General features: G+C 56.5%; 16 protein-coding genes and 1 pseudogene. 9 read left to right on the top strand and 8 right to left on the bottom strand.

All coding sequences use genetic code 11. The annotated features are described in order from the left end of the window. The first annotated feature begins 71 nt into the window (after positions 1-71). Positions 72-1883, top strand: a complete 1812-nt coding sequence (locus MELB17_RS18540) for an ABCB family ABC transporter ATP-binding protein/permease (protein ID WP_007351863.1) — start codon at positions 72-74, stop codon at positions 1881-1883. A gap of 215 nt (positions 1884-2098) precedes the next feature. Here MELB17_RS18540 and recD read toward each other — a convergent pair whose 3' ends face one another. Genes recD through recC form a run of 3 tightly spaced genes read right to left on the bottom strand, consistent with a single transcriptional unit; the run spans position 2099 to position 11864 of the window. Then, complete coding sequence (gene recD, locus MELB17_RS18535) at positions 2099-4471, bottom strand: exodeoxyribonuclease V subunit alpha (protein ID WP_007351862.1); 2373 nt, start codon at positions 4469-4471, stop codon at positions 2099-2101. Next, a complete protein-coding gene (gene recB, locus MELB17_RS18530; RefSeq protein ID WP_007351861.1) occupies positions 4468-8193 on the bottom strand; it encodes an exodeoxyribonuclease V subunit beta in 3726 nt (1241 codons plus the stop codon). Before recB ends, recD begins: the two co-directional genes overlap by 4 nt. After that, positions 8190-11864: an exodeoxyribonuclease V subunit gamma gene (gene recC / locus MELB17_RS18525; RefSeq protein ID WP_007351860.1), complete on the bottom strand. Its 3675-nt coding sequence runs from the start codon at positions 11862-11864 to the stop codon at positions 8190-8192. The genes recB and recC overlap by 4 nt, the downstream gene beginning before the upstream one ends. 132 nt (positions 11865-11996) lie before the next feature. On the opposite strand from recC, the gene MELB17_RS18520 reads away from it, so the two are divergent. The 4 genes from MELB17_RS18520 to MELB17_RS18505 all read left to right on the top strand — a co-directional run bounded on the left by MELB17_RS18520 (position 11997) and on the right by MELB17_RS18505 (position 16982). After that, on the top strand, positions 11997-12431 hold the full coding sequence (locus tag MELB17_RS18520; protein ID WP_036185491.1) for a hypothetical protein: 435 nt from the start codon (positions 11997-11999) through the stop codon (positions 12429-12431). A 79-nt stretch (positions 12432-12510) separates the two neighbouring features. Then, positions 12511-12960: a DUF4864 domain-containing protein gene (locus MELB17_RS18515; RefSeq protein ID WP_007351858.1), complete on the top strand. Its 450-nt coding sequence runs from the start codon at positions 12511-12513 to the stop codon at positions 12958-12960. Between the two features lie 51 nt (positions 12961-13011). Continuing rightward, positions 13012-14721, top strand: coding sequence for a VRR-NUC domain-containing protein (locus MELB17_RS18510; protein ID WP_007351857.1), 1710 nt, complete (start codon positions 13012-13014; stop codon positions 14719-14721). Beyond that, positions 14718-16982: an ATP-dependent DNA helicase gene (locus MELB17_RS18505; protein ID WP_007351856.1), complete on the top strand. Its 2265-nt coding sequence runs from the start codon at positions 14718-14720 to the stop codon at positions 16980-16982. The genes MELB17_RS18510 and MELB17_RS18505 overlap by 4 nt, the downstream gene beginning before the upstream one ends. Before the next feature lie 28 nt (positions 16983-17010). On the opposite strand, the pseudogene MELB17_RS18500 reads toward MELB17_RS18505, so the two are convergent. Next, a pseudogene (locus MELB17_RS18500) lies at positions 17011-17172 on the bottom strand (VOC family protein); the annotation flags it as partial. Between the two features lie 160 nt (positions 17173-17332). Between MELB17_RS18500 and MELB17_RS25820 the strand changes: the two are divergent. Together MELB17_RS25820 and MELB17_RS25815 are read left to right on the top strand one after the other, a co-directional pair. Beyond that, positions 17333-18790, top strand: a complete 1458-nt coding sequence (locus MELB17_RS25820; protein WP_007351853.1) for an ABC transporter permease — start codon at positions 17333-17335, stop codon at positions 18788-18790. Positions 18791-18802: 12 nt separating this feature from the next. Then, positions 18803-18967 (top strand): ABC transporter, encoded by a 165-nt coding sequence (locus MELB17_RS25815; RefSeq protein WP_157133348.1) that lies wholly within the window; start codon positions 18803-18805, stop codon positions 18965-18967. A gap of 35 nt (positions 18968-19002) precedes the next feature. Here the strand turns inward: MELB17_RS25815 and MELB17_RS18490 are convergent, their stop codons facing one another. The 3 genes from MELB17_RS18490 to MELB17_RS18480 all read right to left on the bottom strand — a co-directional run bounded on the left by MELB17_RS18490 (position 19003) and on the right by MELB17_RS18480 (position 20705). Continuing rightward, entirely contained in the window at positions 19003-19410 is a 408-nt protein-coding gene (locus MELB17_RS18490; RefSeq protein WP_007351851.1) for a hypothetical protein, read from the bottom strand. Beyond that, positions 19407-19991 (bottom strand): DUF433 domain-containing protein, encoded by a 585-nt coding sequence (locus MELB17_RS18485; protein ID WP_227498966.1) that lies wholly within the window; start codon positions 19989-19991, stop codon positions 19407-19409. Before MELB17_RS18485 ends, MELB17_RS18490 begins: the two co-directional genes overlap by 4 nt. Positions 19992-20306: 315 nt before the next feature. Beyond that, positions 20307-20705 carry a restriction endonuclease subunit S gene (locus MELB17_RS18480; protein WP_007351849.1) on the bottom strand — a complete coding sequence of 133 codons (399 nt, stop codon included), beginning with the start codon at positions 20703-20705 and terminating at the stop codon, positions 20307-20309. Positions 20706-20737: 32 nt separating this feature from the next. Here MELB17_RS18480 and MELB17_RS18475 point away from each other — a divergent pair, with 32 nt between their 5' ends. Then, on the top strand, positions 20738-21550 hold the full coding sequence (locus MELB17_RS18475; protein ID WP_007351848.1) for a hypothetical protein: 813 nt from the start codon (positions 20738-20740) through the stop codon (positions 21548-21550). 344 nt (positions 21551-21894) lie between these two features. Here the strand turns inward: MELB17_RS18475 and MELB17_RS18470 are convergent, their stop codons facing one another. Next, positions 21895-22806 carry a LysR family transcriptional regulator gene (locus MELB17_RS18470; protein ID WP_007351847.1) on the bottom strand — a complete coding sequence of 304 codons (912 nt, stop codon included), beginning with the start codon at positions 22804-22806 and terminating at the stop codon, positions 21895-21897. Between the two features lie 205 nt (positions 22807-23011). Between MELB17_RS18470 and MELB17_RS18465 the strand changes: the two genes are divergently transcribed. After that, on the top strand, positions 23012-23539 hold the full coding sequence (locus MELB17_RS18465; protein WP_050774961.1) for a hypothetical protein: 528 nt from the start codon (positions 23012-23014) through the stop codon (positions 23537-23539). The last annotated feature ends 48 nt before the right edge of the window (positions 23540-23587 follow it).

Here is a 23587-nt window from a genome sequence, read left to right as displayed (position 1 = left end):
CAGACTTACGATCTGTATTGCCAAAGGGTTTATCATACGCCCCTCTGCTCTGTGACCATTAAGGAATCTCTGTGCGCCCCTACGCCGATAACGACTACCCCGCCAATCACAAGCCGGACTGGAAAATCATCGCCGGCCTATGGCCCTACCTGGCGGAATACCGTGGCCGGGTGATACTGGCGGTCAGCATGCTGATCATGGCGAAAGTGGCCATAGTCACTACGCCGATTGCATTGAAATACATCGTCGATTATCTGGATCAAAATCGCGGCGCTGACATGATGCTGTGGATTCCGCTGATGTTAGTGCTGGCCTATGGCGCGCTGCGTTTTGGTAGCACCCTGTTCAGCGAGCTACGTGACGCCATCTTCGCCCGTGTGGCCGAACGTGCCATGCGGCGGGTGTCATTGCGGGTGTTTAACCACCTTCACGCTCGCGAATTAGCGTTTCATCTGGATCGTAAAACCGGCGGCCTGGCGCGGGATATAGAGCGCGGCACCAATGGCATCAGTTTTTTGCTGCGTTTTACCCTGTTCAATATTGTGCCCACTCTGCTGGAAATCGCGATGGTGGCGGGCATTCTGCTGGTCGCCTTCAACGTCAGTTACGTTATAGCGATACTGGTGTCGGTGGTGGTGTTCGTGGTTTTTTCCATCCGCGTGACCGAATGGCGCACGGCCTTCGTGCGCGAAGCCAACAACCGCGACAACCAGTCTAACTCCCGTGCTATCGACAGCCTGCTGAACTACGAAACCGTTAAATACTTTAATAACGAGCGCTTTGAAGCCGAGCAATACGACGAAGATCTGGATTTGTGGGAGCAGGCGAGGCTTAAAAACCGCACGTCTATGGCGGTGCTGAACATTGGCCAGGCGTTTATTATTGGGTCCTCTATGGTGGCCATTATGGCCATGGCCGTACGCGAAGTGGCCAGTGGGCAGATGACCCTGGGCGACTTCACCATGGTGAATGCCTACCTGATCCAGCTGTTCATTCCGCTGAATGCTTTGGGGTTTGTGTACCGCGAAATTCGCCAGTCACTGGTGAATGTAGAGCGCCTGTTCGGCTTATTGGGCGACAAACCGGCGATTGAAGACGCCGCCGATGCCAAAGCCCTGGCGATTACAAAAGGTGAAGTGCAATTCCACGACGTGCGCTTCAGCTACCATCAGGAACGGGCCATTTTGAAAGGCGTGAACATCACCATACCTGCAGGCCACACCATTGCGGTAGTTGGTGCCAGCGGTGCTGGTAAATCCACCTTGGCACGGCTGCTGTTCCGCTTTTTTGATGTAAACAGCGGCAGCATCACCATTGATGGGCAAGACATTCGCAACATTACCCAAGATAGCCTGCGCTCGGCCATTGGTGTGGTGCCGCAAGACACCGTGCTGTTCAACGACACCCTTTACAGCAACCTGGCCTACGGCCGCCCCGGCGCGAGCGAAGCCGAGATACACCACGCGGCCCGCCAGGCCAACCTGGATGGGTTTATCCGTAGCCTGCCGGATGGCTATAGCACCAGAGTGGGTGAACGTGGACTGAAGCTTTCCGGTGGCGAAAAACAACGCGTTGCCATTGCTCGTGTATTACTGAAAAACCCGCCGTTGCTGATTTTGGACGAAGCCACTTCATCGCTGGACTCGATCTCTGAACAGGCCATTCTGGATGCCCTTAATGCGGTTACCCAGCAGCGCACTACGTTGGTAATCGCGCACCGCCTATCCACTGTGCGCGACGCCGACACTATTCTGGTGATGGACGAGGGCCAGATTGTGGAGAGCGGTGGGCATAATGAGTTGCTGGCGAAAGATGGTTACTACGCAAGGCTTTGGTTGCAGCAACAGCATAGCGATGATGAAGAGACGACTGAAAAAGAGTAAATGAACAAGGATTTGTTACACGTTTGAGTAAGCAAACCTCCGTGTCGGAGTTCCGAAAATCGCCCACAAGTACGTCCCTGTAGGGCTCAACTGCAGCCATTCATGGCTGCAGAAGTTTTCGGAACTCCGGCACGGAGGTCGGCCGATGCTTTTACGGCGACGGACACTCGTTCCAATGAACTTCTGCTCCCGGCGTCACTGTCAAAGCAGCATTATCAGTTCAAGGCCGCCCCACCCAGTACCGCACCCAACCCGGAAGCCCGCACCACTCTCTGCTCCACGCTGTCGCTGAATACGCTGGCGTCACCGGTTATCAGGCTGAACCAGTTTCTTGCCCGGGTAATGCCGGTGTAAATCAGCTCTCGCGTTAATACCGGGCTTACTCGGTCGGGCAGTATCAGGCAGGTGTGGTTGAACTCCGAACCCTGGGCTTTATGCACGGTCATGGCGTACACGGTTTCCAGCTGTTGCAGTCGGCTGGGTGAAATCCAGCGGATGTCGCCGCTGCCGTCGCTGGTGGGAAAAGCCACGCGCAACACTGTCTGTGTTTTCTCGTCATCGCTTTGCGGGCCCGTGACCGCGCCCATGGCCAAGGGAACGCTGAAGGTAATGCCGACGTCGCCGTTCATCAGCCCCAGGTTGTAATCGTTACCGGTAACCAGCACCGGCCGCCCGGCGTACCAGCCTTCGGCTCGCGGAATCAGCCGTTGCGCCAGCAGGTGATGGGCGATCAAGTCGTTCAGCCCTTCCACGCCCCAGGGCCCTCGGCGCAGGGCGCAGAGTATTTGAAAATCACTGAAAGCTTGCAATACCGATTTGGCCAATTGGTCCCACTGCTCGGTTGTGCTGTTGCTGTCCAGATTGTGATCCTGCATCAGTGTTAAGTAGCGGCGGTAACCCACCGGTGGCGGCAGAGGCTGGCCGTTGCCATCAACTCGTCCTTCCCCGTTATTATTGAACGCCTGCTGGCTACCACTGACCGCATGGCCACAGATCAGCGCTTGGGTGCTCTCCAGGGATGATTTTTTGCTGCGGCCATTCAGCCACACTACGTCCTCAAAGGTAGCGTCACGGGCCTGCTGCAGGGTGTCGGCGCTCAGCGTGTTGGTGTTAACCGCTTCGGCCAGGTGGCGAATGCCGCTGCCTTCGGCAAATCGATAACTCTTGCGTAGCATGGCCACAGCCTGGTCCAGAGGCTGGCCGTTTGAATCCTGCAAGACCGCTGGAATGTCGGTGTCGGTGATGGCTTTCAGCCATTGCACTGTCGCTGGCAGATAATGCCCGTCAGACGCGCGCTGGCACAGTTCGCCCAGCACCGCACCGGCATCTACCGAGGCTAGCTGATCTTTGTCGCCCAGAAGTATCAGCTGGGCGCTTGCCGGCAGTGCATCGAACACCGACGCCATCATATCCAGATCCACCATGGACGCTTCGTCAATCACCAGAATATCCACCAACAGGGGGTTATCGCGGTTGTGGCGGAACTTGCGAGTGTCCGGACGGCTACCAAGCAGCCGGTGCAGGGTGGTTACCTTGGTGGGTATATCCGCCAAGGCGACCTGCCCCGGTAATTGTGCCAAGGGCAGCCGGCTGACAGCGCCGCCGATGGATTCGTTCAGTCGCGCCGCGGCTTTGCCTGTCGGCGCGGCCAGGCGAATGCGGTACTTTCTACCTTTCTTCCCGTCCCGCCCTTCCCGCTCCGGTGACTCGCCTGCGACTGACTGCAAGGCCGCAAGCAGGTTGACCACAGTGGTGGTTTTGCCGGTGCCGGGGCCGCCGGTAATCACTGCAAAGCGGTTGCGGGCCGCCAGGGCACAGGCCAGCTTTTGGTAATCGACAGAGCTTTGGGGATTCTGAGAGTTTAAAGAACTTTGAGAATTTAAAGAGCCCTGCGGTTTAAACAGCACGTCCAGCGCCTTGCTCAAAGTGGCCGCCGCGGGCGATAGCGGGTCAGTCAGAGGGGATGGCTGCGCCAGTCGCTGCTGAATGCCGGCAGCAATGTACTGTTCGTAGCGCCAGAAGCGGCGCAGATACAGCCGGGTTCCACTCAGCACCAGCGGCGTGGTGTGCGAGCCATCACTGACCGCTAACGCATCGTTCAGCACGGTAAGGCACTCCTGCACGGACACCTGTGCCAACAGATCACTTGGCCGGGTTTGGCCAGGGTCGGTGTTTGTCGGATCTGCGAAAAGCTCTTTATCAGAGCTGGCCTGGTTTGCCTTGTTCTGGCTGCGGGCTGCCGTTGGCTCTTCCGGCGGCAGTGACAATGTTGTTGCGGCATCAGCCATCAGAGTTGCAAGGTCCACGCACACGTGGCCGCGGCCCACTTGATGGGATACCAGTGCGGCGAGCAGTAAAACCAGGGGTGCCGGTGCGTTCCCTTGTTCGTCTGATAAATCCCGGATCAGCTGCGCAAAGCGCACGTCCAGCGGGCGAATCCAGCCGGCTTGCTGCCATGCGTCCAGTTGTTCTATTAGAGCATCGGTGTGCTGCAGGGCAAGCCTGTTATCACGGGAGCTGGCGGTAACGGGTGCCGTTTCGTCCAAATCAAAGGCAAACTGGTTGTCGAAATTCCGGGTTTTGCTCATGCTGCCACCTCCGCGGCGGCGGCTTTGCCATCAAACATGGCATCCAGTTGCTCCATCAGTGCTTTCGGTGGCTTGTCGCAAAACGCCCCTGCTCCCGGCGCATGGATGCCGCGCAAAAACAGATAGACCGCACCGCCCACGTGTTGATCGTAATCGTAATCTGGCAAACGTGCCTTTAGCAGCCGATGCAGGGCCAGCAGGTAGAGTACATATTGCAGGTCATAGCGTTTGTCCAAAATCGCCTCGCCCATGGCCTGGTTGGTATAGGCGCTGTCGTTGTCGCCCAACACATTGGATTTGTAATCCAGCACGTAATACTGACCGTTGTGTTCAAACACCAGATCAATAAAGCCTTTGAGCATGCCGTTGAAGCGCCCGCCATCCACTCGAGGGCGATCAGCGCCATTGAGGGTGTTTTGGGTAACCAGCTTGTCCAGTGCCCGGGTGCTGACGTTGCGGCTTTCAAACCAGAACTCCAGTTCCGGGCGCAGCGTTTTCAGGCTGGCCAGGCTGGTGCTGTCGCCGCTATCACCCAGCGGCAGCGGCTGGCGGATCAGCGCGAGTATCCAATGTTCCAGAGTGTCTACCCAATCGCTCCAGCCCCGGGTACTGCAGCGGCGGGTGAGCTGTTCTCGCAGCAGCGGTGGGTTGTCCACAAGGTGTTGCAGGCCCTGTTGTACACACCATTCCAGAATATCGTGCAGAAAGGTGCCGGGGCCTGCGCCCTTGGGGAAATAGTGCAGGCTGTGGCTGAGCAGAATGGCAGCGTCTTCATCATCGTTGGTGTGCGTGCCTTCTTCGAGCAGGTTCTGGCTTTCAGCGTCTTCGAACTCACTGGCAAACACAATGCCGGTGCCAGACAGGCCGCTGTATTCCAGGGATGAGTAGCTGGCAATCCACCAGTCTTCGCGAGCCTCGCGGATAGACTCCCGTGCGAGCCCCAGGGCGCCAGGTGCCGGTTCTGCATAGTGCTGGCCGGTGGCTTCCGGTAACGATTCCACGAAGAGTTCGCTGTGGCCAACGGCCAGTTGCTGCAGGGCGCCACTCAGCGAGTGTTTGGCGGCAGGGTTACCGCTGAGCAGATACCCCAAGCCGCTAAGCTGCCAGTTTTCAATTTCGGTTACGCCCACCCAAGTGGCAAACCGGGCGCGAGTCAGGGCGACGTAGAGTTTGCGGATGTCTTCGCCCAGGCGTTCTTTGTCCGCCTGTTCGACGTCGTTTGGTGTGGGGTCGAACACGGTGATCAGCTGGTCGTTGTGGTCGTGATAACGCACAAACGCCTGTTTCTCGTTTTCCGCGCGGTAGGCGGTGCCAAAGGGCAAAAATACCAGCGGGTATTCCAGGCCTTTGGATTTGTGAATGGTGATCACTTTTACCAGCCCGGCGTCGCTTTCCAGGCGCAGGGTGCGATGTTCGTCTTCGTCGTCGGCGGCCCGCAGAATGGCGGTGAAGTGGTGCACCAGTGCGTGTTCGCCGTCCAGCTGCAAGCTGTCTTGTTGCAGCAGTTCGGCAATGTGCAGAATGTCGGTTAGCCGGCGCTCGCCGCCAACGCGCTGTAGCAGCCTGCCGGGTACGTCAAAGTCCATCAGGAAACTGCGCAACATGGGCAGCACTCCCTGGCTTTGCCACTGCTGCTGGTAGCCCATGAAGCGCTCGATTTCACGCTCCAGGGCCATCTCGTTGGTCAGTAGCTGGTCAAGATAGGCCCAGGGCAAGCCGAGGGTAGGTGTGGCCAGGGCCGCGCGTGCATAGGCCAACTGGCGGGGTTCGGCAAAGGCTTTTAGCCAACACAGCACTTCTTTTGACTCTGGAGACGCCAGTACCGAATCCCGGTCAGACAGGTACACGCTTTTTATTCCCCGTTGCCCTAGTGCATCTCGTACCGCTGCAGCTTCTTTACGGTTGTTCACCAGAATGGCAATGTCTTTGGGTTCTACCGGCTCGATGTCACTCAGGTCGGTTTCCAGCGCAAAACCGGCCAGACTTTGCTGCCCTAACGTCAGCAGGCGCGCAATTTCACTGGCGCAGGTGCCAGCCACATCAAGGGTGGCGTTGCCTTTGGCCAGGCCTTTGCGATTGCCGCTTTTGTCGGTGTTTTCGCTTTCACTGGCCCATAGCGTCAAGCTGGGTTGCAGCTTGCCGTTGGTGGCCCAAAGGCGCTTGGTGCCGTTGGCCTCTACCGCCTGAAATGGCAGCGCTGAGGCATCGCCTTTGCCGAACAGAAAAGCGCCTTCGGAGCTGTGTTGGTCGCCATACTCGAACACCCGGTTCACCGCCGCCACCATAGTTCGAGACGAGCGGAAATTGCGGCCCAGTGTCCATGTGCGCTCGTGGGCGCCGGTGCGGGCGTCCAGATAGGTGTAAATGTCGGCGCCGCGAAAGCCGTAAATGGCCTGTTTTGGGTCGCCGATCATGAGTAGGCAGGTATCCGGATGATTCTCTGCCACCCGGTAAATGCGGTCGAAGATGCGGTATTGAACCGGATCGGTGTCCTGAAACTCATCGATTAGCGCTACCGGAAACTGGCGACGGATGGTGGCCGCCAGTTGGTCACCACGGGGGCCGTGTAAAGCGTCGTCTAGCCGGGTGAGCAGGTCATCAAAACCCATTTCCGAACGCTTCTGTTTTTCCGATTCCAACCGCGCCGCAATCCAATGGGTCGAGTGGCGAAGAATATCGGCCTCGGCGCTGGGCAGGTTCTCGCAAAAGGCGATCAGTTCTGCAATAACGTCAAAAGCCTGGTGGTGTGGCACATCGCCATCGCCTTTGAGTTTTGTCGCAAGCACTTCTGGTGTCTGGTTCTGAAAGCCGGCTTTTTCCAGCCCGGCCGGGTAGAGTTCATCGGAGTTTTCCCAGTCTAGTAACGTGTCCCAGGCCGTAATCATCGGTTTCATACTGCCGCCGTGCAGGCGTTTGCTTTTGTTCAGTGCCAGCAGCATGTCGGTCACTTCGGGCTTCCAGTCCGCCCAGGGGTGGGCTTTCAGTGTTTTTGACTGCTTTTCACGCTGTTGTGCTTTGGCTTCGATCAGCTGTTCTACATCGCCGCTAGCCGCGTCGAGGGAATCAACAGCCAAGAGCAGATTGCGCACCGCCTTTTGCAGTTGGTCCGGGGTTTTCCAGTGGTCGATAACCTCGTCCATCAGCTCTGGAGATAACGGATAAATAAACGTGCGCCAGTAATCCCGCACTACTTCGTCCATCAGGCTGCTTTGGTCGGTTTCCAGGGTAAGCCGGAACAAGCTGCCGCTGTCGAAGGCGTGTTCGCTGAGCATTCGGTTGCACCAGGCGTGAATGGTAGACACCGCGGCTTCGTCCATCCACTCCGCTGCCAATAGCAGTTTTTTGCGGCAGTCCGGCCAGGTGGCCGGGTCTGGATAGCTGTCATCCCGCAGCTGGTGAATCAGCGCGGTTTCTGCCGTAGGCGTGGTGTTGCCGGCAACATTGGAAAACACTTCGGCGGCTTGGGTCAGCCGAATGCGAATGCGATCCCGAAGCTCTTTGGTGGCAGCGTCGGTAAAAGTTACTACCAGCAGGTTTGGCGGTACCAGGCCCGCGGCCAGGGCGCCGCCTTCAGGTTGACCGTGGCCCAGTACCAGGCGCACGTACAAAATGGCAATGGTGAAGGTTTTGCCGGTGCCGGCGCTGGCTTCAATCAGGGTGCTGCCGTTCAGGGGTAGCACCAAGGGGTCAAGATTGGGGTTTGGTTTTTTAGTAGCTGTCATACCTTGTCCTCAAATTGACCAGCGGCGGATTTGTTTTGCTCGGCTTCCCACAGGGGCACATAGAGTTGGTGCAGCAGGGCTTCAAATTCGCCGCTTTCCAGCAATAATTCAGCGCTTTCAAAGGCGCCGCGTAGGTAGCCGGTGTCGCGTTCTAGCGCCAGTGTGTAAGCTTGCTCGGCGTCGCTGATGGCGTGCTCGTGTTCACCAAGAAATTTTTTGCTTTGATAAAAGCTGTAAATCCAGGCGAAACCGGCTTCACAGTGCACCGGTAATGCGCGCGTGTTGGCGTCCATCCAGCGCGCCAATATGGCGTCCAGGTGCTTACTTGCCGTTTCCTTTGCCAGAGGTGCGAAGCGCACATTGCGCTTTTCTTCTTTGCCCAGAATCAGGGTTTCAAAGGGCTGCGCTGCGATTTGCCCGGCCAGGTGAATCACCCAGTCGCGCATCAGATTGGCGTAGCGAATTTTTTTGGTATTGCCGCTGCCAGTGAGCAGGCTGGAGCCCGCGATGACCAGTCGGCAGATATTGCCTTCGTGGTTGCGGCGCAGGTGATCAATCAGGTCCAGCACCTCCACCGAGCCGGTGCTGTTGGCCAGACGATATTCAAACGCCAGCGGTTCGCCGACTTCCTCGGGCCATTCGGCCAGCGCGCTTTGATAACGTTCGAACAAATTTGGCAGGCGGCCAGACAGCTCGTTGCGCAGCCGGTGCTCGGTGGTGCCCATGCCCAGGTCACCGCGCCGGGCCATGCAATCCAGGGTGGTTTCCAGGCGGTGTTCCAAGTCTTCCTCGCTACTGGCTTTTAGCAAACCCTGCTCAATCAGTTCGGTGTCTAGGCGCCATCGGTCAAGGCCGTTCAAATCAAAGTTTTCGGTGTCGGTATCGTCGTCTTCCACGTCTTCAAAGCGCACCTGAAGGCGGCGCTGGTAAAACGTGTCTATCGGTTTTTTCAAAAAACCGGACAGGTCATTCAGGGTGACGGGTTCTTCCGGCTGCTGGTACGCCAGAGCCTTATGCTGCGCGTCCGTCGAGACAGTGCCGTGGGCACGTCGCCATTCGTGTTCGTAGGTGAACAAGCTGCGGGCGTGTCGGCTTTGGGGAAAATAGTCGCGGCTGAACGGTTGTAGCGGATGGCAGGTAGTCAGTGCATCGGTTACCGCGACATCGGGTTGCCCTGGCAGTTGCCACAAGCCGTTCAAGTGATCCTGCAATTGGCCCACCAGCACCGATGGCGGCCTTGGTGAGTCGTCGCGAATGCTGCGCCCTACCCAGCTGATGTAAAGCTGTTCGCGGGCAGACAGCATGGCTTCCAGAAACAGATAGCGATCGTCTTCCCGGCGGGAACGGTCACCGGGCCGATAGTCCTGCGCCATCAGGTCGAAATCTACCGGCGGCCGCGAGCGCGGGTAATCGCCGTCGTTCATGCCCAGCAGGCACACAGTGCGGAACGGTATGGCGCGCATGGGCATCAGTGTGGCGAAGTTCACTTTGCCGGCCAGAAAACGCTGGTTCAGGCCGCCTTCATCCAGGCCGTCCAATAGCACGTCTTTGACAATGTTTAATGGCAGTAGTTGGTGCTCCAGCCCAGCGGCCAATGTGTCGTCCAGCCATTGTTCCAGTTGGCGGCGAAAGCGGTTCAGCAGCAAAAGGTCATGGCCTTCTACTTTGTGGAAAAACTGTTCAAGCATGGCTGCAAACAGCGCTTCCCATTCTTGCGGTGTGCGGCTTGCCTGTAGGTCTTGCCACACTTTTTCCAGGCGGTAAACAAAGTCGCCAAGGCGCCCGGCCAGGCTGGCCTGCAAACCGCCAATCTCGCCGTAGGGCTGAACGCCAGCCCAGGGCTCGTCGTCGCCCATGCCGTAACCGAGCAGCATGGAACGCAGGCCAGATTGCCAGGTGTTGCGGTCCAGATCGGCTGGCAGTTCCAGGCTTTCCCGGTGGGCACCGTGCAGGCCCCAGCGAATATTGGCACCTTCTACCCAGCGCCGCGCCAAGGGGATTTCCTCTTCGGCAATCTCAAAACGATCGCGAATGCCGGGCACTTCTAACAGACTGATGATTTCGCTCACCCCAAAGCGGTGGCGCGGCAGCGACATCAGGGTTTCCAGAGCTATCAATACCGGTTCGTGGTTGCGCTGGCCTTGGTCGGAAATGGTAAACGGAATATGGCGTTTGCGCCCGGCGGTATAGCGGCCAAACACCGCCTGAATGTGGGGTGCATACACGTTGATGTCGGGCACCATGACCATGATGTCGCGGGGGCGCAAGGTGTCATCGGCGTTAAACGCGGCCAGCAGCTGGTCGTGCAGTATTTCCACTTCACGCTGTGGGCTGTGCGCATTGTGGAAGGCAACGGAGCCATCAGCTTTTGGGAAGCCCTCAGACGATAAAGAGCCCTCAGCAGGCAGAGAGCCCTCAGCGGACAGAGAGCCCTCAGCGGACAGAGAGCCCTCAGCAGTTAAAGGATGCCCTTGGCTCAGATCAAGCTTGCGTTGTTCATCGCGAATTTCTTGCAGCGGCGTCAGGTTGTAAATATCGTTCTGCAATTGGTGAAGCAGGCAGGTTGTCTGACCTGCACCGTGCTCGGAAAAAATGTCGATCTTCTGATCCGGCGTCTGGAAGCTGTTGCGGTACTCGTCGGGATTGTCGAATTCGTCCAGCAGGCGAATGTAATCCCGACCCTGTTTACCCCAGGCTGCCAACAGCGGATTGGCGTGTTGGTGCAACTGGTCGGCATCGTCAATCTGCGACAGCGTGGGGTGGCTGGCACCGCGCTTGCGCTCAGCTTTGAGCAGTTCGCGATCGCTGACAATATCGGCCCAGTAGAACTGCGAAGGGTTGTGAACGCAGAGCACTACCTGGCTAAAACGGCTAAGCACGTACAGGGCCTCAAGCGCCTGGCGTGGCAAAGACGATACACCAAACACCACAATGCGTTTTGGTAAGCGGCTCGGATGGGAAGGCGCGGCAACCTGTTGGCCCTGTTTCATAAAACGGGTGTGAATCTGCGAGCGACTGGTGTGTGCTTCGGCGCCGGTGTCTTCCACCAGCTTGCGCCACAGCATTGGCTGCCAGCGGGTATCTTGTTCAATCGGTTTTTCGCCGTTACGGGTGCTAATCACCACATCCCGGCCCTGCTCCCAGGCAGCCAGCCAATCAGCGCGGAACACCTGGTACTGATCAAACAGATCCGCCACTTTCTCTGCCAGCTGGAATGCCCGCAAATCGGTGTCGCTGCCGTCCAGAAAACGCGCCAGCGGGTTGAACGCCTCATCGGTAAGAACAAGTTCTGGTAATAGCCGGTAAAGCCGCCACACCAGCCGGCGTTTATCAAAGGGGGATTGCTCTGGCACGTCGCCGTCCGGCAGCACGGCGCGGTAGGCCTGCCAGATGAATCGCGCCGGAAACAGAAAATCCATACCGGCGGCAATGCCCAAGCCACCTTCGCTGCCATTCTCTGAGCGCTTTTCCGCCAGCGCCAGCTTTAGCCACTGGGCAATACCGTTGCTTTGCACCAGAAACGTCTCGCTTTGCAGCGGCGGCAACGGGTTTTGTTGGCAAATAAACACCACGGCCCGGCGCAGGTCTTCCAGATGGTTGGCGTGAATCGCGTGAAAACCGGGGGTAATATGTGGGTTATCACGGGTGGCACTTGTTAAAGGAGCGGCCATGGTCTTCCTTGTCTGGTATGGGGTTTAATCCCGATGCGTCAGCTTAGCGTATGTGACCACAGAAGCGGACAATCTGAAACCGTGCGTGATAGAAAATTGTCGCAAGGTAAATACCTTACTGAACGAATGATCATGAGCAGAATAGAGTGGGTCAAAAGCGCCGTAAATGAACAGTTGAACGACAGTTACGATCTGCTGGCTATGCGACTGCTGTTCCCGCCGGAACACGTGGTTGTAAACATACAGAAGGAAATCAAGGATTTGTATGTTTATCCCGAAAGGCTTGAAAGCGGTTATTGCGATGAGTGGCGCGCCATTGCGACGCGGGCTCTGTTCCGAAATGCCTTCGGCGAGCACTGGCGGTCGGATGAAGAAAACCTGCAGCGTTACCTGAAATATCTGCGTAGCCAGGCCATTCCGAAGTGTGTGCACCAGAACGTTGAGTTGTTCCGCATGCTCGGTGAGGCGCTGGCGATTGCCCGCTCAGACAATACCATTGCCTTTCCTGATCGACGACGACAGGCACTGATTAACATCATTTGGCCAGAAAAATCCGCTCGTGATTAAAGCCGCGCTTGCACGTGGGGAGTCTGCAGCACCTTTTTACCCGTATTGATTAAAATATGGTCAATAAGAGGGTTTTGACATGGGACAGCAACTTACCCGTACGACAAAGAGCGTTGTTCTGTTTTTGATAATAAGTTTGGGCTTTGCGTTTGCGTGGGCATCCCAGTCTTTTGCTAGCGACGATAATGACGAAGAAGCTGAAATTCACGACACGATCCTACGCCAGATCGAAGCATTTGCTAACAACGACGGTGAGCAAGCTTGGGCCTATGCTTCCGAGGGCATTAAGCGCCGCTTTGGATCGTCACAGGTGTTTGTGGATATGGTGCGCGAAGCCTATCCTGCCGTACACAGTGCCATCCAGATTGAATTCACTGAAAGCGTGCCCCACGGTGTTTTTCACATTCAGGTCGTGAAGCTCAAAGGCCCTGAGGGCAAATCCTGGGACGCCTATTACAGAATGGTACAGGTAGAAAACGTGTGGAAAGTCGCTGGGGTGCGCCTGCAACCGGCTGACATAGGTATTTAAACGTTGGGCGGTTGAACTACAGGTGTTTGAACTATTATAAAGTCTGTGCGTATGCCCATAAGCAATCATCACCTGAATGACAGGCCCGCCGCGGCGAATCTTGAAAACCCCCTGTATTACCTGGAAAACATGGAAACGGTGGTGGCGTGGGTGGCTAATCACCACTTCGACCTGCTGTCGGCGCCGGAGAATGCCCGGCTGAGCGAGTTCTTTGAGTTGCCCCGTCCTTCCCGCGCTTTGTTGACCCGAATGGTGATGCGCAGCGGTGATCTGTTCCGTGCTGATAAGCTGAAGTACCCAGAGCTGGGAAGTTCGGAAACTGAGGCGTTAAATGATTTGGTTGAGAGTGATTGGCTCGATGCCGATCCGCTGGTAACGCTCGACGACCTGTTTCGCCTATTCACTCTGGCCGAACTCCGCCCTGCGTTTGCGCCGGTTCTGGTACAAGCCGGTTTCGCCAAAAACCTGGCCAAAGCCCAGATGCGCGAGGTTTTGAAGGGCATCTACGCCGATGCCCGTACCGTAATGGACTGGCTGGGTGACCCTGGTTCGCCGGTAGTGCGGGTGAGCCCAATGGCCCTGTTCGACCGCGTTCGTTTGATGTTCTTCGGCAACCTGCGCCAGAGCTGGTCGGATTTTGTGCTGGTGGAGTTGGGCCACCACCGCTACGAGCAGGTGCAATTCACCTCTGAAGCCCGGGCTTTCTCCGAACGCAGCCAAGTGGATACCTATCTGGCCATGCACCATTGCCGCGAATGTCTGGACACAGGAATGTCGGCCGCTGACGTGTGGGCCCAGGTGCCGCAACCTTCCGACAATCCATGGCTGACTAGTCGCCGTGACCGCCTGTTACTGGAGCTGGGGCGGCAGGCCGAACGTCAGGGTGAGCGGAAATTGGCTTTGGAAGCACTGGCCGCCAGCGGTCATCGGGAAGCCCGATTGAAACAATTGCGGCTGTTGGAGCGAATGAAACGCTTTGATGAAGCCTGGGCTATTGCCGTCAATTGGCCGCACGCTGAACTCAGCGACGCCGAAACCCAGGGCCTGGCGCGGATTCTGAAGCGGCTGGCGGCCAAGGTAAAACAGCCCGCTCCTCTGGCACCACAACTGCCGCCGCTTCGCGAGTTTACGTTGAAGCTGCCGCAAACGGGTCGCTCTGTGGAGCGGGTGGTACGTGACCACCTGTCGAGTCCCGAAGCACCGGTGTTCTATATGGAAAACACCCTGATTAACAGCCTGTTTGGCCTGCTGTGCTGGAACACCCTCTTCAAGCCCATACCCGGTGCTTTTTTTCATCCGTTTCACACTGGCCCAGCGGACTTGCTGAGGGAAGATTTTGTCAGCCGGCGCCAGGCCGCGTTCGACCAGTGCTTTGCAATGCTACACGATGGCGGCTATCGCCAGCAGATACTGGATAGCTACGCCGCCAAGCAGGGCATTACCAACCCCTTTGTGACCTGGCCGGCGTTGAACGAAGAGCTGATAACGCTGGCGCTGGACTGCATTCCCGCGCTGGATTTACACATTCTGTTTAAGCGCCTTTTGCTGAATATTCGCGAACATCGCAGCGGTTTCCCCGATCTTGTCCGCTTTTACCCCGAAAACTCGCCCCCTGAGCTGTGCTACGAGATGATTGAAGTAAAAGGCCCCGGTGACCGCTTGCAGGATCACCAGGTCCGCTGGCTGCAGTTTTTTGCCAGCCAGGGCATCGCCGCCAGCGTGTGTTATCTGCGTTGGCAAACCAGCGAGGCCACGCCATGAAGGTGGCGGTACGCACACTCTGCGAGTTTGCTGCCCGTGCAGGCGATCTGGATTTTCGTTACACCCCGGCGCCCAGCGCCGAAGAGGGCATTGCCGGCCACCAGGCGATTCAGGCCAAGCGCGGATACGGCTATAAAAGCGAGTACCCGGTCAGCGGCGAATGCCTGGGCCTGGCGCTGTCTGGCCGCGCCGATGTGTATAACCCGCACTCCGGACTGCTGGAAGAAATCAAAACCCACCGTGGCGACCTGTCGCGTATTCGCGCCCATCAGCGCGCGCTGCACCGCGCCCAGCTGCGGGCCTACGGTGCTCTGCTGTGCCGTCAGGAAAATCTCAAAACGTTAAAGCTGGCACTTGTGTACTTCGACATCGGTAACAACCGCGAAACGTCGACCAGCGAAACCGCGCGCGCCAATGAGCTTTGGCAAGAGCTGGAAGTGCTGTGTGATCGCTACCGGCTGTGGGCAGAACGCGAAGCCCATCACCGGGAGCAGAGGAATATTCGCCTGTCTGGACTGCGTTTCCCGTTTGCGCAGTTTCGCCCACGCCAACGCCAGCTTGCAGAAACTGTTTACAAAAACACCTTAAAGGGCGGCACCTTGCTTTTGGAAGCGCCTACCGGCCTGGGCAAAACCTTGGGTACTTTGTTCCCCGCACTCATGGCTATGCCGGCGGCGAATCAGGACGTGCTGTGCTACCTCACCTGCCGCAACACCGCCCGTCAGCTGGCGGTAGACGCGGTAGATCGCCTAAGGGCTGCGCAGGAAGCACCGCAAATCTGGCCTTTAAGAACGTTGGAGCTGGTGTCTAAAGCCGATGCTTGCGAGCACCCAGACAAAGCCTGCCACGGCGATGCCTGCCCCCTGGCCAAAGGTTTTTTTGACCGCCTGCCAGACGCCCGTGCTGAAGCCTCCCAGGCCAGTTCCACATTGACTCAGGAGGCGCTGGCAAAAATCGCCGCCGGCCATAATATTTGCCCCTACTTTCTGGCCCAGGAAATGGCGCGCTGGTGCGACCTGGTGATTGGTGACGTAAACCGGATGTTTGATCAGTCTGCCCTGCTCCACAGCTTGACCCGGCAGAATCAGTGGAAAACGGCCGTGCTGTTGGATGAAGCCCACAATCTGGTGGATCGCGGCCGCGGTATGTATTCGGTGCAGCTGGACCAACAGCGGCTTTTGAAGCTGCGTAAAACCGCGCCCAAAGTCTTGAAATCCCACTTGGACCGCGCCGCCCGGGCGTGGCAAGGAGTGATTCGTGACCAAGCCGCAGCGGGCACATCACCGGTGTTTCTAAATACCCTGCCTGTGTCGCTGACTGGCAGCCTGCAGGGCCTGGTGTCTGGGCTCACGGATTATCTGGCGGATAACCCGCCTGACCTGGCATTGCAGGAAGTACTGTTCGAGTCCGTTGCTTTTATGAAACTGGCGGATTCCTTCGCCGATCATTCCTTGTGTGAATTTCGCCGCGAAGGTCGCGGTCGCGCCAGGCTGACTATTCAGAATCTGGTGCCGGCGGATTTTCTGCGCGACCGGTTTCAGGCCGCAGCCTCGGTGTTGCTGTTTTCCGCGACTTTAAGCCCAGGCGTGTATTACCGGGATTTACTGGGGTTGCCGGAAGACAGCTGTTTTACCTCCCTGCGCAGCCCGTTCGGCGCTGATCAGCTACAGCTGAACTTCACGCCCAAGATCAGCACCCGCCAGGCTCATCGTGAGACGTCGGTAATGCCCATTGCCGAGCTGATCGCGCAGCAATATCGACAGCGGCCGGGTCATTATTTGGCGTTTTTCAGCAGTTTTAAATATCTGAATGAGGTCAATGTGGCGTTGAGCAGCAGCGCCGCAGATGTGCCCCAACGTTCACAGCAGCCAGGCATGAGTCCACAGCAGCGCAAAAATTTTCTGGCAGGGTTCCGCGAAGAATCCGGCAGTGTGGCTTTTGCGGTTCTGGGGGGCGTTTTCAGTGAAGGTATTGATTTACCGGGGGACCAGCTGATTGGCGCGTTTGTGGCCACCCTCGGCCTGCCGCCTTTTGATGCCTGGCACGAAATTTTGAAACAGCGCCTGCAACAGCGTTTTGGCGCAGGTTACGACTACACCTATCTGATCCCTGGCCTGCAGAAAGTGGCTCAAGCCGCGGGGCGTGTTATTCGGACGCCAGAAGACGAAGGGGTGATCTGGCTGATTGACGACCGATTTTTACAGCCGCAAATTCGGGAGTTGTTACCGCGATGGTGGTTTGGAACCGAGACCGCCGATTAAAGCGGCCTCAGCTTATGGCAGGGCTGAATCAGCCGAAGTGGTAAAAGGCCACTTTGTTGCCGTCTGGATCTTTCACGTAGGCGCCGTAGAACTGATCGGGAATACGCTGGCCGGGTTCGCCGCCACAGCTTGCACCCAATTCGATGGCTTTGTGATAATAGGTATCAACCGCCTCTTTCGAGCCTGGCTGAAACGCCAGCGACCGGCCGCGCTATCGCCGTTTCAGTTTTCAGCGCCTGATGGCCTATGGCCGCCGCGAAACCCGCGAGCTGCGGCGTGACCCTATCCGCATGGCATTTGCGTTCATTGGTTCGGCCTTGCTGATGATGATTCTGGGCTAAGGCATTGCCATGGACGTGGAAGACCTGACCTTCGTGGTGCTGGACCAAGACCAAACTCCGCAAAGCCACGACTACATCACTGCCGTATCTGGTTCCCGCTACTTTTTAAAGCAACCACCGGTGGCCACCATGGCCGAACTGGAACAGCGGATGAAATCCGGCGAATTGAGCCTGGTTCCGGCGATACCGCCGGGTTTTGGCAAAAACCTGAAACGCGGCCGGCCTACCGAAATCGCCGTGTGGGTAGACGGCGCCATGCCCTTTCGCGGTGAGACCATACTGGGGTATATGCAAGGCCTGCATTTCAGCTACCTGAAAGATCTGGCCCAGCGCACCTACGGCAGCGTACCGGCCCTGACCCTGGTAACCGTTGAAGCCCGCTACCGCTATAACCAGGATTTTCGTAGCCTGGACGCTATGGTGCCGGCGGTGATTCCCATACTGCTGACTTTCATCCCCGCTATTCTGATGACGCTGGGCATAGTGCGGGAAAAAGAACTGGGTTCTATTACCAACCTGTATGTAACCCCGGTAAACCGGCTCGAATTTCTGCTGGGTAAACAGCTGCCCTACATCGGCTTCAGAACGGTCAGCTACGCCAGCCTGGTGCTGCTGGCGTTCGTATTAATGGCGTTTACTTTGATGGTGTACACCGCAGGCTCTGTCGCTTCCATGGAACTGCACAATGCGCCTGTGGTGGATGAAGACCAGAGCGCATTGGCTGGCCACATGATCGATTCCCTGCAATCGCCCTGGTTTATGCCAGCGGACCAAATCCAGTATGGCCAGATTGACGAGGTTCTGGACAAAGGCAGTCACACGTTCGTTCTGGTGATTCCCGACGGTTTCGAGCGCAACATCTGCCAGGGCCGGGTGACCAGCGTACAGCTGAATATCGACGCTACCCGCATGACCCAGGCGTTCATCGGTTCGCGCCACATCGAACAGTTGCTGACCACCGAAGTGGCGGAGTTTATGCGAACCGGCAGTGCCGGCGGTGCCCTGCCCATCAATCTGGTAACCAGGGTGAGCTTTAACCCCAATCTGCATGGCACCTGGTTTGGCGGCGTGATGGAGCTGATCACCATGATCAGCATTATACTGACCGGTGCCGCGCGGATTCGCGAACGTGAACACGGCACCGTAGAACACCTGATGGTGATGCCGATAAAGCCGTTCGAAATCATGGTCGCAAAAGTGTGGGCTAACGGCCTGGTTGTGATGCTGGCGGCCATTCTCTCGGTAACCCTGGTGATCCAGCAGATACTGGATGTGCCGGTGCAGGGTTCAATATGGCTGTTTATGTTCGGCACCCTGATTCATCTGTTTTCCACCACCGCCATCGGCATTCTGATTGGCACCGTGGCTCGCACCATGCCCCAGTTCGGCCTGCTGCTGATACTCACCATACTGCCCCTGCAAATGCTTTCTGGCGGCATAACTCCGCGGGAAAGCATGCCCGAATAGGTGCAGAAAATTATGCTGGTGGCGCCCACCACCCACTTCGTCAGCCTGGCGCAAGCCATCCTTTACCGCGGTGCAGGTCTGGACGTGGTGTGGCCGCAAATGCTGGCGCTGGTGGCCATAGGTGTGGTGTTTTTCAGTGTTGCGCTGGCGCTTTTTCGGCGGCACTTGGCGGTTTGAGGGCAGTATTCCAGGAAAGCGTATGACTGATTGGGCTAACCCTTGATCTGCTCAAATCGCCCAGGCGGATGAAAACGCCACGGAACGCGAAGCGCTGCCCCACCCATTAAACGCTCAGACTGGTCCATTATGGCCGGCCACCAACGGACAATCTGATGCGCCTTCTCCCAGTAACGAGCACTGCTCCAATGTTTGGCCAAACAAAATACTGTTAAACCTGCCTGACGAAACGCCTGTTTTTCCAGATCGCTTTTTCTGAATTGATCCTGAGAAACAACGACCCAGTCGCCCTCTGCCTTCAGAATACTAATCCATTCAATATCGGCGGTGTCGCGGGGAAATTTCTCACTCAAGTGAATAACCGTGTGGCCGTCGGATGCCGACAGCTCATGGAGCGCCCTTGCCAATGGTGGAGGGAGATTATTATCCAATAAAAACTTCAAGCGGCGGTCCTTTGCTCAAACTGAATGGCTGCCTCCACTTCAGCCACGGGCACTTCATAAAGCGCTGCGACACGCCTTACATCACGCTCTTCGCCGTGCCAGGCACTGACAATGGCATCTACTGTCATACCGGTCTCAGCGAGAACAGGTTTACCAAAATTGCGGGCCGGGTCTAATACCACGCGACGGTTGCGGTTGAGGGGATACCAGCGCTGGGCTGAGTCATTGTGGTATTCAATACCCCGGTAAAGAGACGGGGTCATCACTTGTTTGAAGGTGTATTGTTTTTTCACGAGATCCAAGAGGGTGTCATCGCCAGTTTCCTCAAGAACGGTGGCGAAAATACTGCGACCATCCGTTTGGAATCGCTTGCAGGTAAACGGGTATGGCTGGTCGTACAGTTCTCTGGCATGGGCAGAGGCTCGGCGAATGGCCTGCAGACTGACGCCGTAATTCCGGAATGCATGCACAAAGCGAATTTCCAACAAGTCGTGGAATCCTAGAGCTTGCGTAGCCCTGCCTTCAAGTTGAGGCCGCCAAAGGCCCGCATAATGTTTGCTGCCAGACGTATAGCCGAACAGCCACCGACGGATCTGCGCTACTGGAATCCCGGTATAGGCCGCCGCTTCAGCGGGCGTGTAAAGGCCAACTCCCAGAAGGTTTGCCTCTGAATCATTGATATTAATATGACTTCCCACAAATCACCTGCGTGCTATGGTTTAACCCGATATACTGCCAAAAGCTTAGCATACCGTGGCTCAGGTCAGAGATATTATCCTCTTTGGTTTGCAGTGGCTGATCCACTCGGCTGCCGAACCTAGATTATTGAAGCATGACAAAAAATAATTTTGTGACGCCACGAAAATGGTCAGCTATATGCGTGTGAGACCGCAACCTTAATCATGATGAAACCTTTTCCGGGTTTTCTTCGCCGGCGTCATAGCTGCCCGCTCGGCTTTGATTCTTCCCAGCAGCGCTTCGGCGCTGTTGTCGCCGCTGATCAGTTCGGGGTTGTCTTTACGCCACTGCTCGGTCAGTTCGCCTCGAAATGCCTTAGCCAGGATGGATTGGGTCAGACTGTTGACCCTTGCCAGGGCGTTGTTCACCTGTTTCTCAATGGTGTCGGCGTAGGCGAAGAGTTGGTCTACGCGGCGGATGATTTCGGTTTGCGCACCTTTGGATGGGGCATGAATATGAAATTCCTCTAATAGAGATGTGTTTAAATACGGCTGGTCAGGGCGCAGCTGCTTTTGAGCAAAGTTAAAGATAGACGTTACAATTTGATCTATTATCACGCGCTTTAATCAGTAAACAGGAAGTATCGAAAGTGGATGTTCCGCTGAGCTGGCAGTTGGCCAAATTGGTTATCTCTATTGGCATTGTTCTGGGGCTGTCGCTGGTGGCTGAACGTGTGAGTGCGCGCATGGCGGGGATGCTAGCGGGCTATCCGCTGGGTACGGCCATCGCCCTGTACTTCATCGGCCTGGAGATTTCCCCGGCCTTCGCCACCGAAAGTGCGGTACATACGTTGGCGGGGTTCTCGGCCACCCTGGCGCTGAGCGGGGGCTACCTGCTTGGCGCCAGGCGTGATGGCCTGCCCGGCGTGCTCAGCGCTACGGCCCTGGGTATTCTGGCCTGGCTGTTGACCAGCCTGGTACTGACCAGTATCGACTTCACCCGAATCACCGGCACGCTGACTACCTTCGTCGCCATTCTGATATTCGTTCGCCTTTATCGCCGGGTGCCTGATGTGGCGGTTGGCGCCCGTCGCAGCCTCTCATGGCCGGCGCTGGTTTTGCGTTCCGGTCTTGCTGCGGGCATTATTTTTGTGATCACGGGCCTGGCTCATGTGTTGCCCCCGGCTTGGGCCGGCGTCATGGCAGCTTTCCCGGTGACCATGTATCCCTTTCTGGTGATTCTGCACCTGACCCACGGGCGAGCCACGGTGGCCGCGGTGATCAAGCACTACCCCGCAGGCCTGGGTTCGCTGCTTTGCTATGCCCTCTGCATCTCGTTGACTTACGACAGCCTGGGCCTGAATATGGGCACGTTTATTGGCTTTGGGGTGGCGACTTTATGGCTGGTGGGCTGGATGCGAGTACAGGTCTGGCTGCGCGCAAGAAGCGTCGCTTTGGCTTAGCCAGGCGCATTCTAGCGGAAGGTTTTAGAGTAGTGGGTACGTGTTTTCTTTACGGAGGGTACTTGCTTTTTCGCGCTTGATTTTGCAGGAATTTCCACACAGTATTACTTTCTTTTCTTATTATTTCATCGAGTTGCAAGTAAATTTTTCGTTTTCCCTCGCTATGTGTTTATGAGCGTAAATTTCCGTTCAGACTCAAAAAAAGCAGCGGTGACTCGAACGCCTATTAAATCAGAACCATGGCCGTCTCTCTAACGGCTACGTTAGTGGTTGGGGCGGGTTATCGATAACTTTCATGCCCGAAAATCCGCCACGGCACCTAATCAAAGTCAATAAGATCCCGATTAAACTTGGAACGGGAAACGTACCTCATCCGCAAAACTCTCCGTCAGTGTATCAAACACTTTTCTTACCCGGCGTGGGACAGGCCCCCGCTGTGGTCGATAAACATATAGGGGCAGCGGCGGCGGCTCGAACTGGCGCAACACTGGAACGAGCAGGCCCTCGCGAATGTAAGGAATCACCAGAAAGGCGGCAATTTGGCCAAAAACCCAGCCGTTAAGCACCGCTTGCAGTTCCGCTTCCGGGTCATCGGAGACAAACCGGGGCGACGAGGGCGTGTGATTTAAACTATTAAATCGCCACGGCCAGATTCTCCCAGAATCTCGATCAATACGACCGGATACCGGCTTCTGAATTAGATCTGAAATCAATTGTGGCTCTCCAACCTGTCGCACCAACTCCGGTGTTGCCACCACAATTAGGGGCACTAGGGCCGCCTGGCGAGCAACATAGCGGTTATCTCGAAGCGCACCAACACGAACGCCGATGTCGATCTGGGCGCCCACAGTGTCCGTCACCTCATCTTCCAGCCGAAGATCAATCAGGCATTCTGGCGCCTCCCTGATCAGCGGCCCCAGTAACTGCAGGACATGGCCACGACCTACAGAATGAGGCGCCACTATGCCAACTCGTCCTGCGTAGGGTTCTGTTTCAGGAGACCGTGAATGCTCGAAAAGAAATTCCAGCTCCGAAATCAGACTGTTCGAATCGCGCAGGAATGTGGCGCCAAATTGTGTGATCTGAATCTGGCGGGTGCTTCGGTGGAACAACAACTCTCCGAGCTGGCCCTCTAGCTCCTTCACGGCGCGGCCAATGGTTTGTGGCGAAGTGCCCAGCTGGCAGGCCGCCTCCCGAAAGCTGCTGGATCGGGCCGCCGTCGCAAAAATTTTCAGCAGCTGGAAACGGTCGTGCATAGTAGCCCCTCAAGCGCAGCCAAACGCGACTACTTTATTGTTCCACTTTGTGGAATTAAGAAAACCAAAAACATTGATACCAAACAGAAGTTTTTCGTGTTTAGTATAATGGAACTCCAAAGAAAACTTAAAACCACAACAACAAACTGGGGCTGAAGCTGCTGTTACGCGCAAAGAGACCGGCGTAGGCCCTGCAGGAGTAATCATGCCAATATCGCGTAGAAATTTTCTCAGAAACAGCAAAAACGTCCTGATCGGCACCCTAGCTTTTAGCAACGGTGCCATCGCGCTAATAGCTCCGTCCAGAGCATGGTCTATGCCGTTGAACAGCCTCACCAGCGCTGAAGGTGAAACTCTTCTTAAGGTTACTCGGCACATTTTTCCACACGATACACTTGAAGACGCGGTCTACGCCCTTGTTGTTCGGGACTTGGACGTAGCATCTCCGTTGCTTCCAGATGGCGTGCGGGAGCTAAACCAACTTGCCGGTGGGAATTGGGCCGGGCTCGACGAAACCGAACAATTTCGCCACGTTGAAGCAATGGCCAAAACTCCATTTTTCGAAAAGATCCGCAGCACCGCAGTAGTTTCTCTGTACAACAATGAGCTGGCGTTTGCGCATTTCGGATACGAAGGTGCTATCGGTGACGGTGGCTACGTGAATGCCGGGTTTGATGATCTCGACTGGTTACCAGACCCGAAGCCGGAGGACAGCGGTATAAACCCACGCTGAATCTTAGTCTCACTCATCAATAGAAACCTCATAAAAACAAAAGCTCGG

Source organism: Marinobacter sp. ELB17, from assembly GCF_000169375.1.
GTDB lineage: Bacteria > Pseudomonadota > Gammaproteobacteria > Pseudomonadales > Oleiphilaceae > Marinobacter.
This window is presented reverse-complemented; position numbering and strand designations above follow the sequence as displayed.

What these genes read in the sequence shown, in the direction of transcription:
- recD (WP_007351862.1), bottom strand. Translation starts at nt 4,471, where the DNA reads ATGAGCAAAACCCGGAATTTCGACAACCAGTTTGCCTTTGATTTGGAC.
- MELB17_RS18505 (WP_007351856.1), top strand. Translation starts at nt 14,718, where the DNA reads ATGAAGGTGGCGGTACGCACACTCTGCGAGTTTGCTGCCCGTGCAGGC.
- MELB17_RS18515 (WP_007351858.1), top strand. Translation starts at nt 12,511, where the DNA reads ATGGGACAGCAACTTACCCGTACGACAAAGAGCGTTGTTCTGTTTTTG.
- recB (WP_007351861.1), bottom strand. Translation starts at nt 8,193, where the DNA reads ATGACAGCTACTAAAAAACCAAACCCCAATCTTGACCCCTTGGTGCTA.
- MELB17_RS25815 (WP_157133348.1), top strand. Translation starts at nt 18,803, where the DNA reads ATGCTGGTGGCGCCCACCACCCACTTCGTCAGCCTGGCGCAAGCCATC.
- MELB17_RS18470 (WP_007351847.1), bottom strand. Translation starts at nt 22,806, where the DNA reads ATGCACGACCGTTTCCAGCTGCTGAAAATTTTTGCGACGGCGGCCCGA.
- MELB17_RS18510 (WP_007351857.1), top strand. Translation starts at nt 13,012, where the DNA reads ATGCCCATAAGCAATCATCACCTGAATGACAGGCCCGCCGCGGCGAAT.
- MELB17_RS18465 (WP_050774961.1), top strand. Translation starts at nt 23,012, where the DNA reads ATGCCAATATCGCGTAGAAATTTTCTCAGAAACAGCAAAAACGTCCTG.
- MELB17_RS18520 (WP_036185491.1), top strand. Translation starts at nt 11,997, where the DNA reads ATGAGCAGAATAGAGTGGGTCAAAAGCGCCGTAAATGAACAGTTGAAC.
- recC (WP_007351860.1), bottom strand. Translation starts at nt 11,864, where the DNA reads ATGGCCGCTCCTTTAACAAGTGCCACCCGTGATAACCCACATATTACC.
- MELB17_RS25820 (WP_007351853.1), top strand. Translation starts at nt 17,333, where the DNA reads ATGGACGTGGAAGACCTGACCTTCGTGGTGCTGGACCAAGACCAAACT.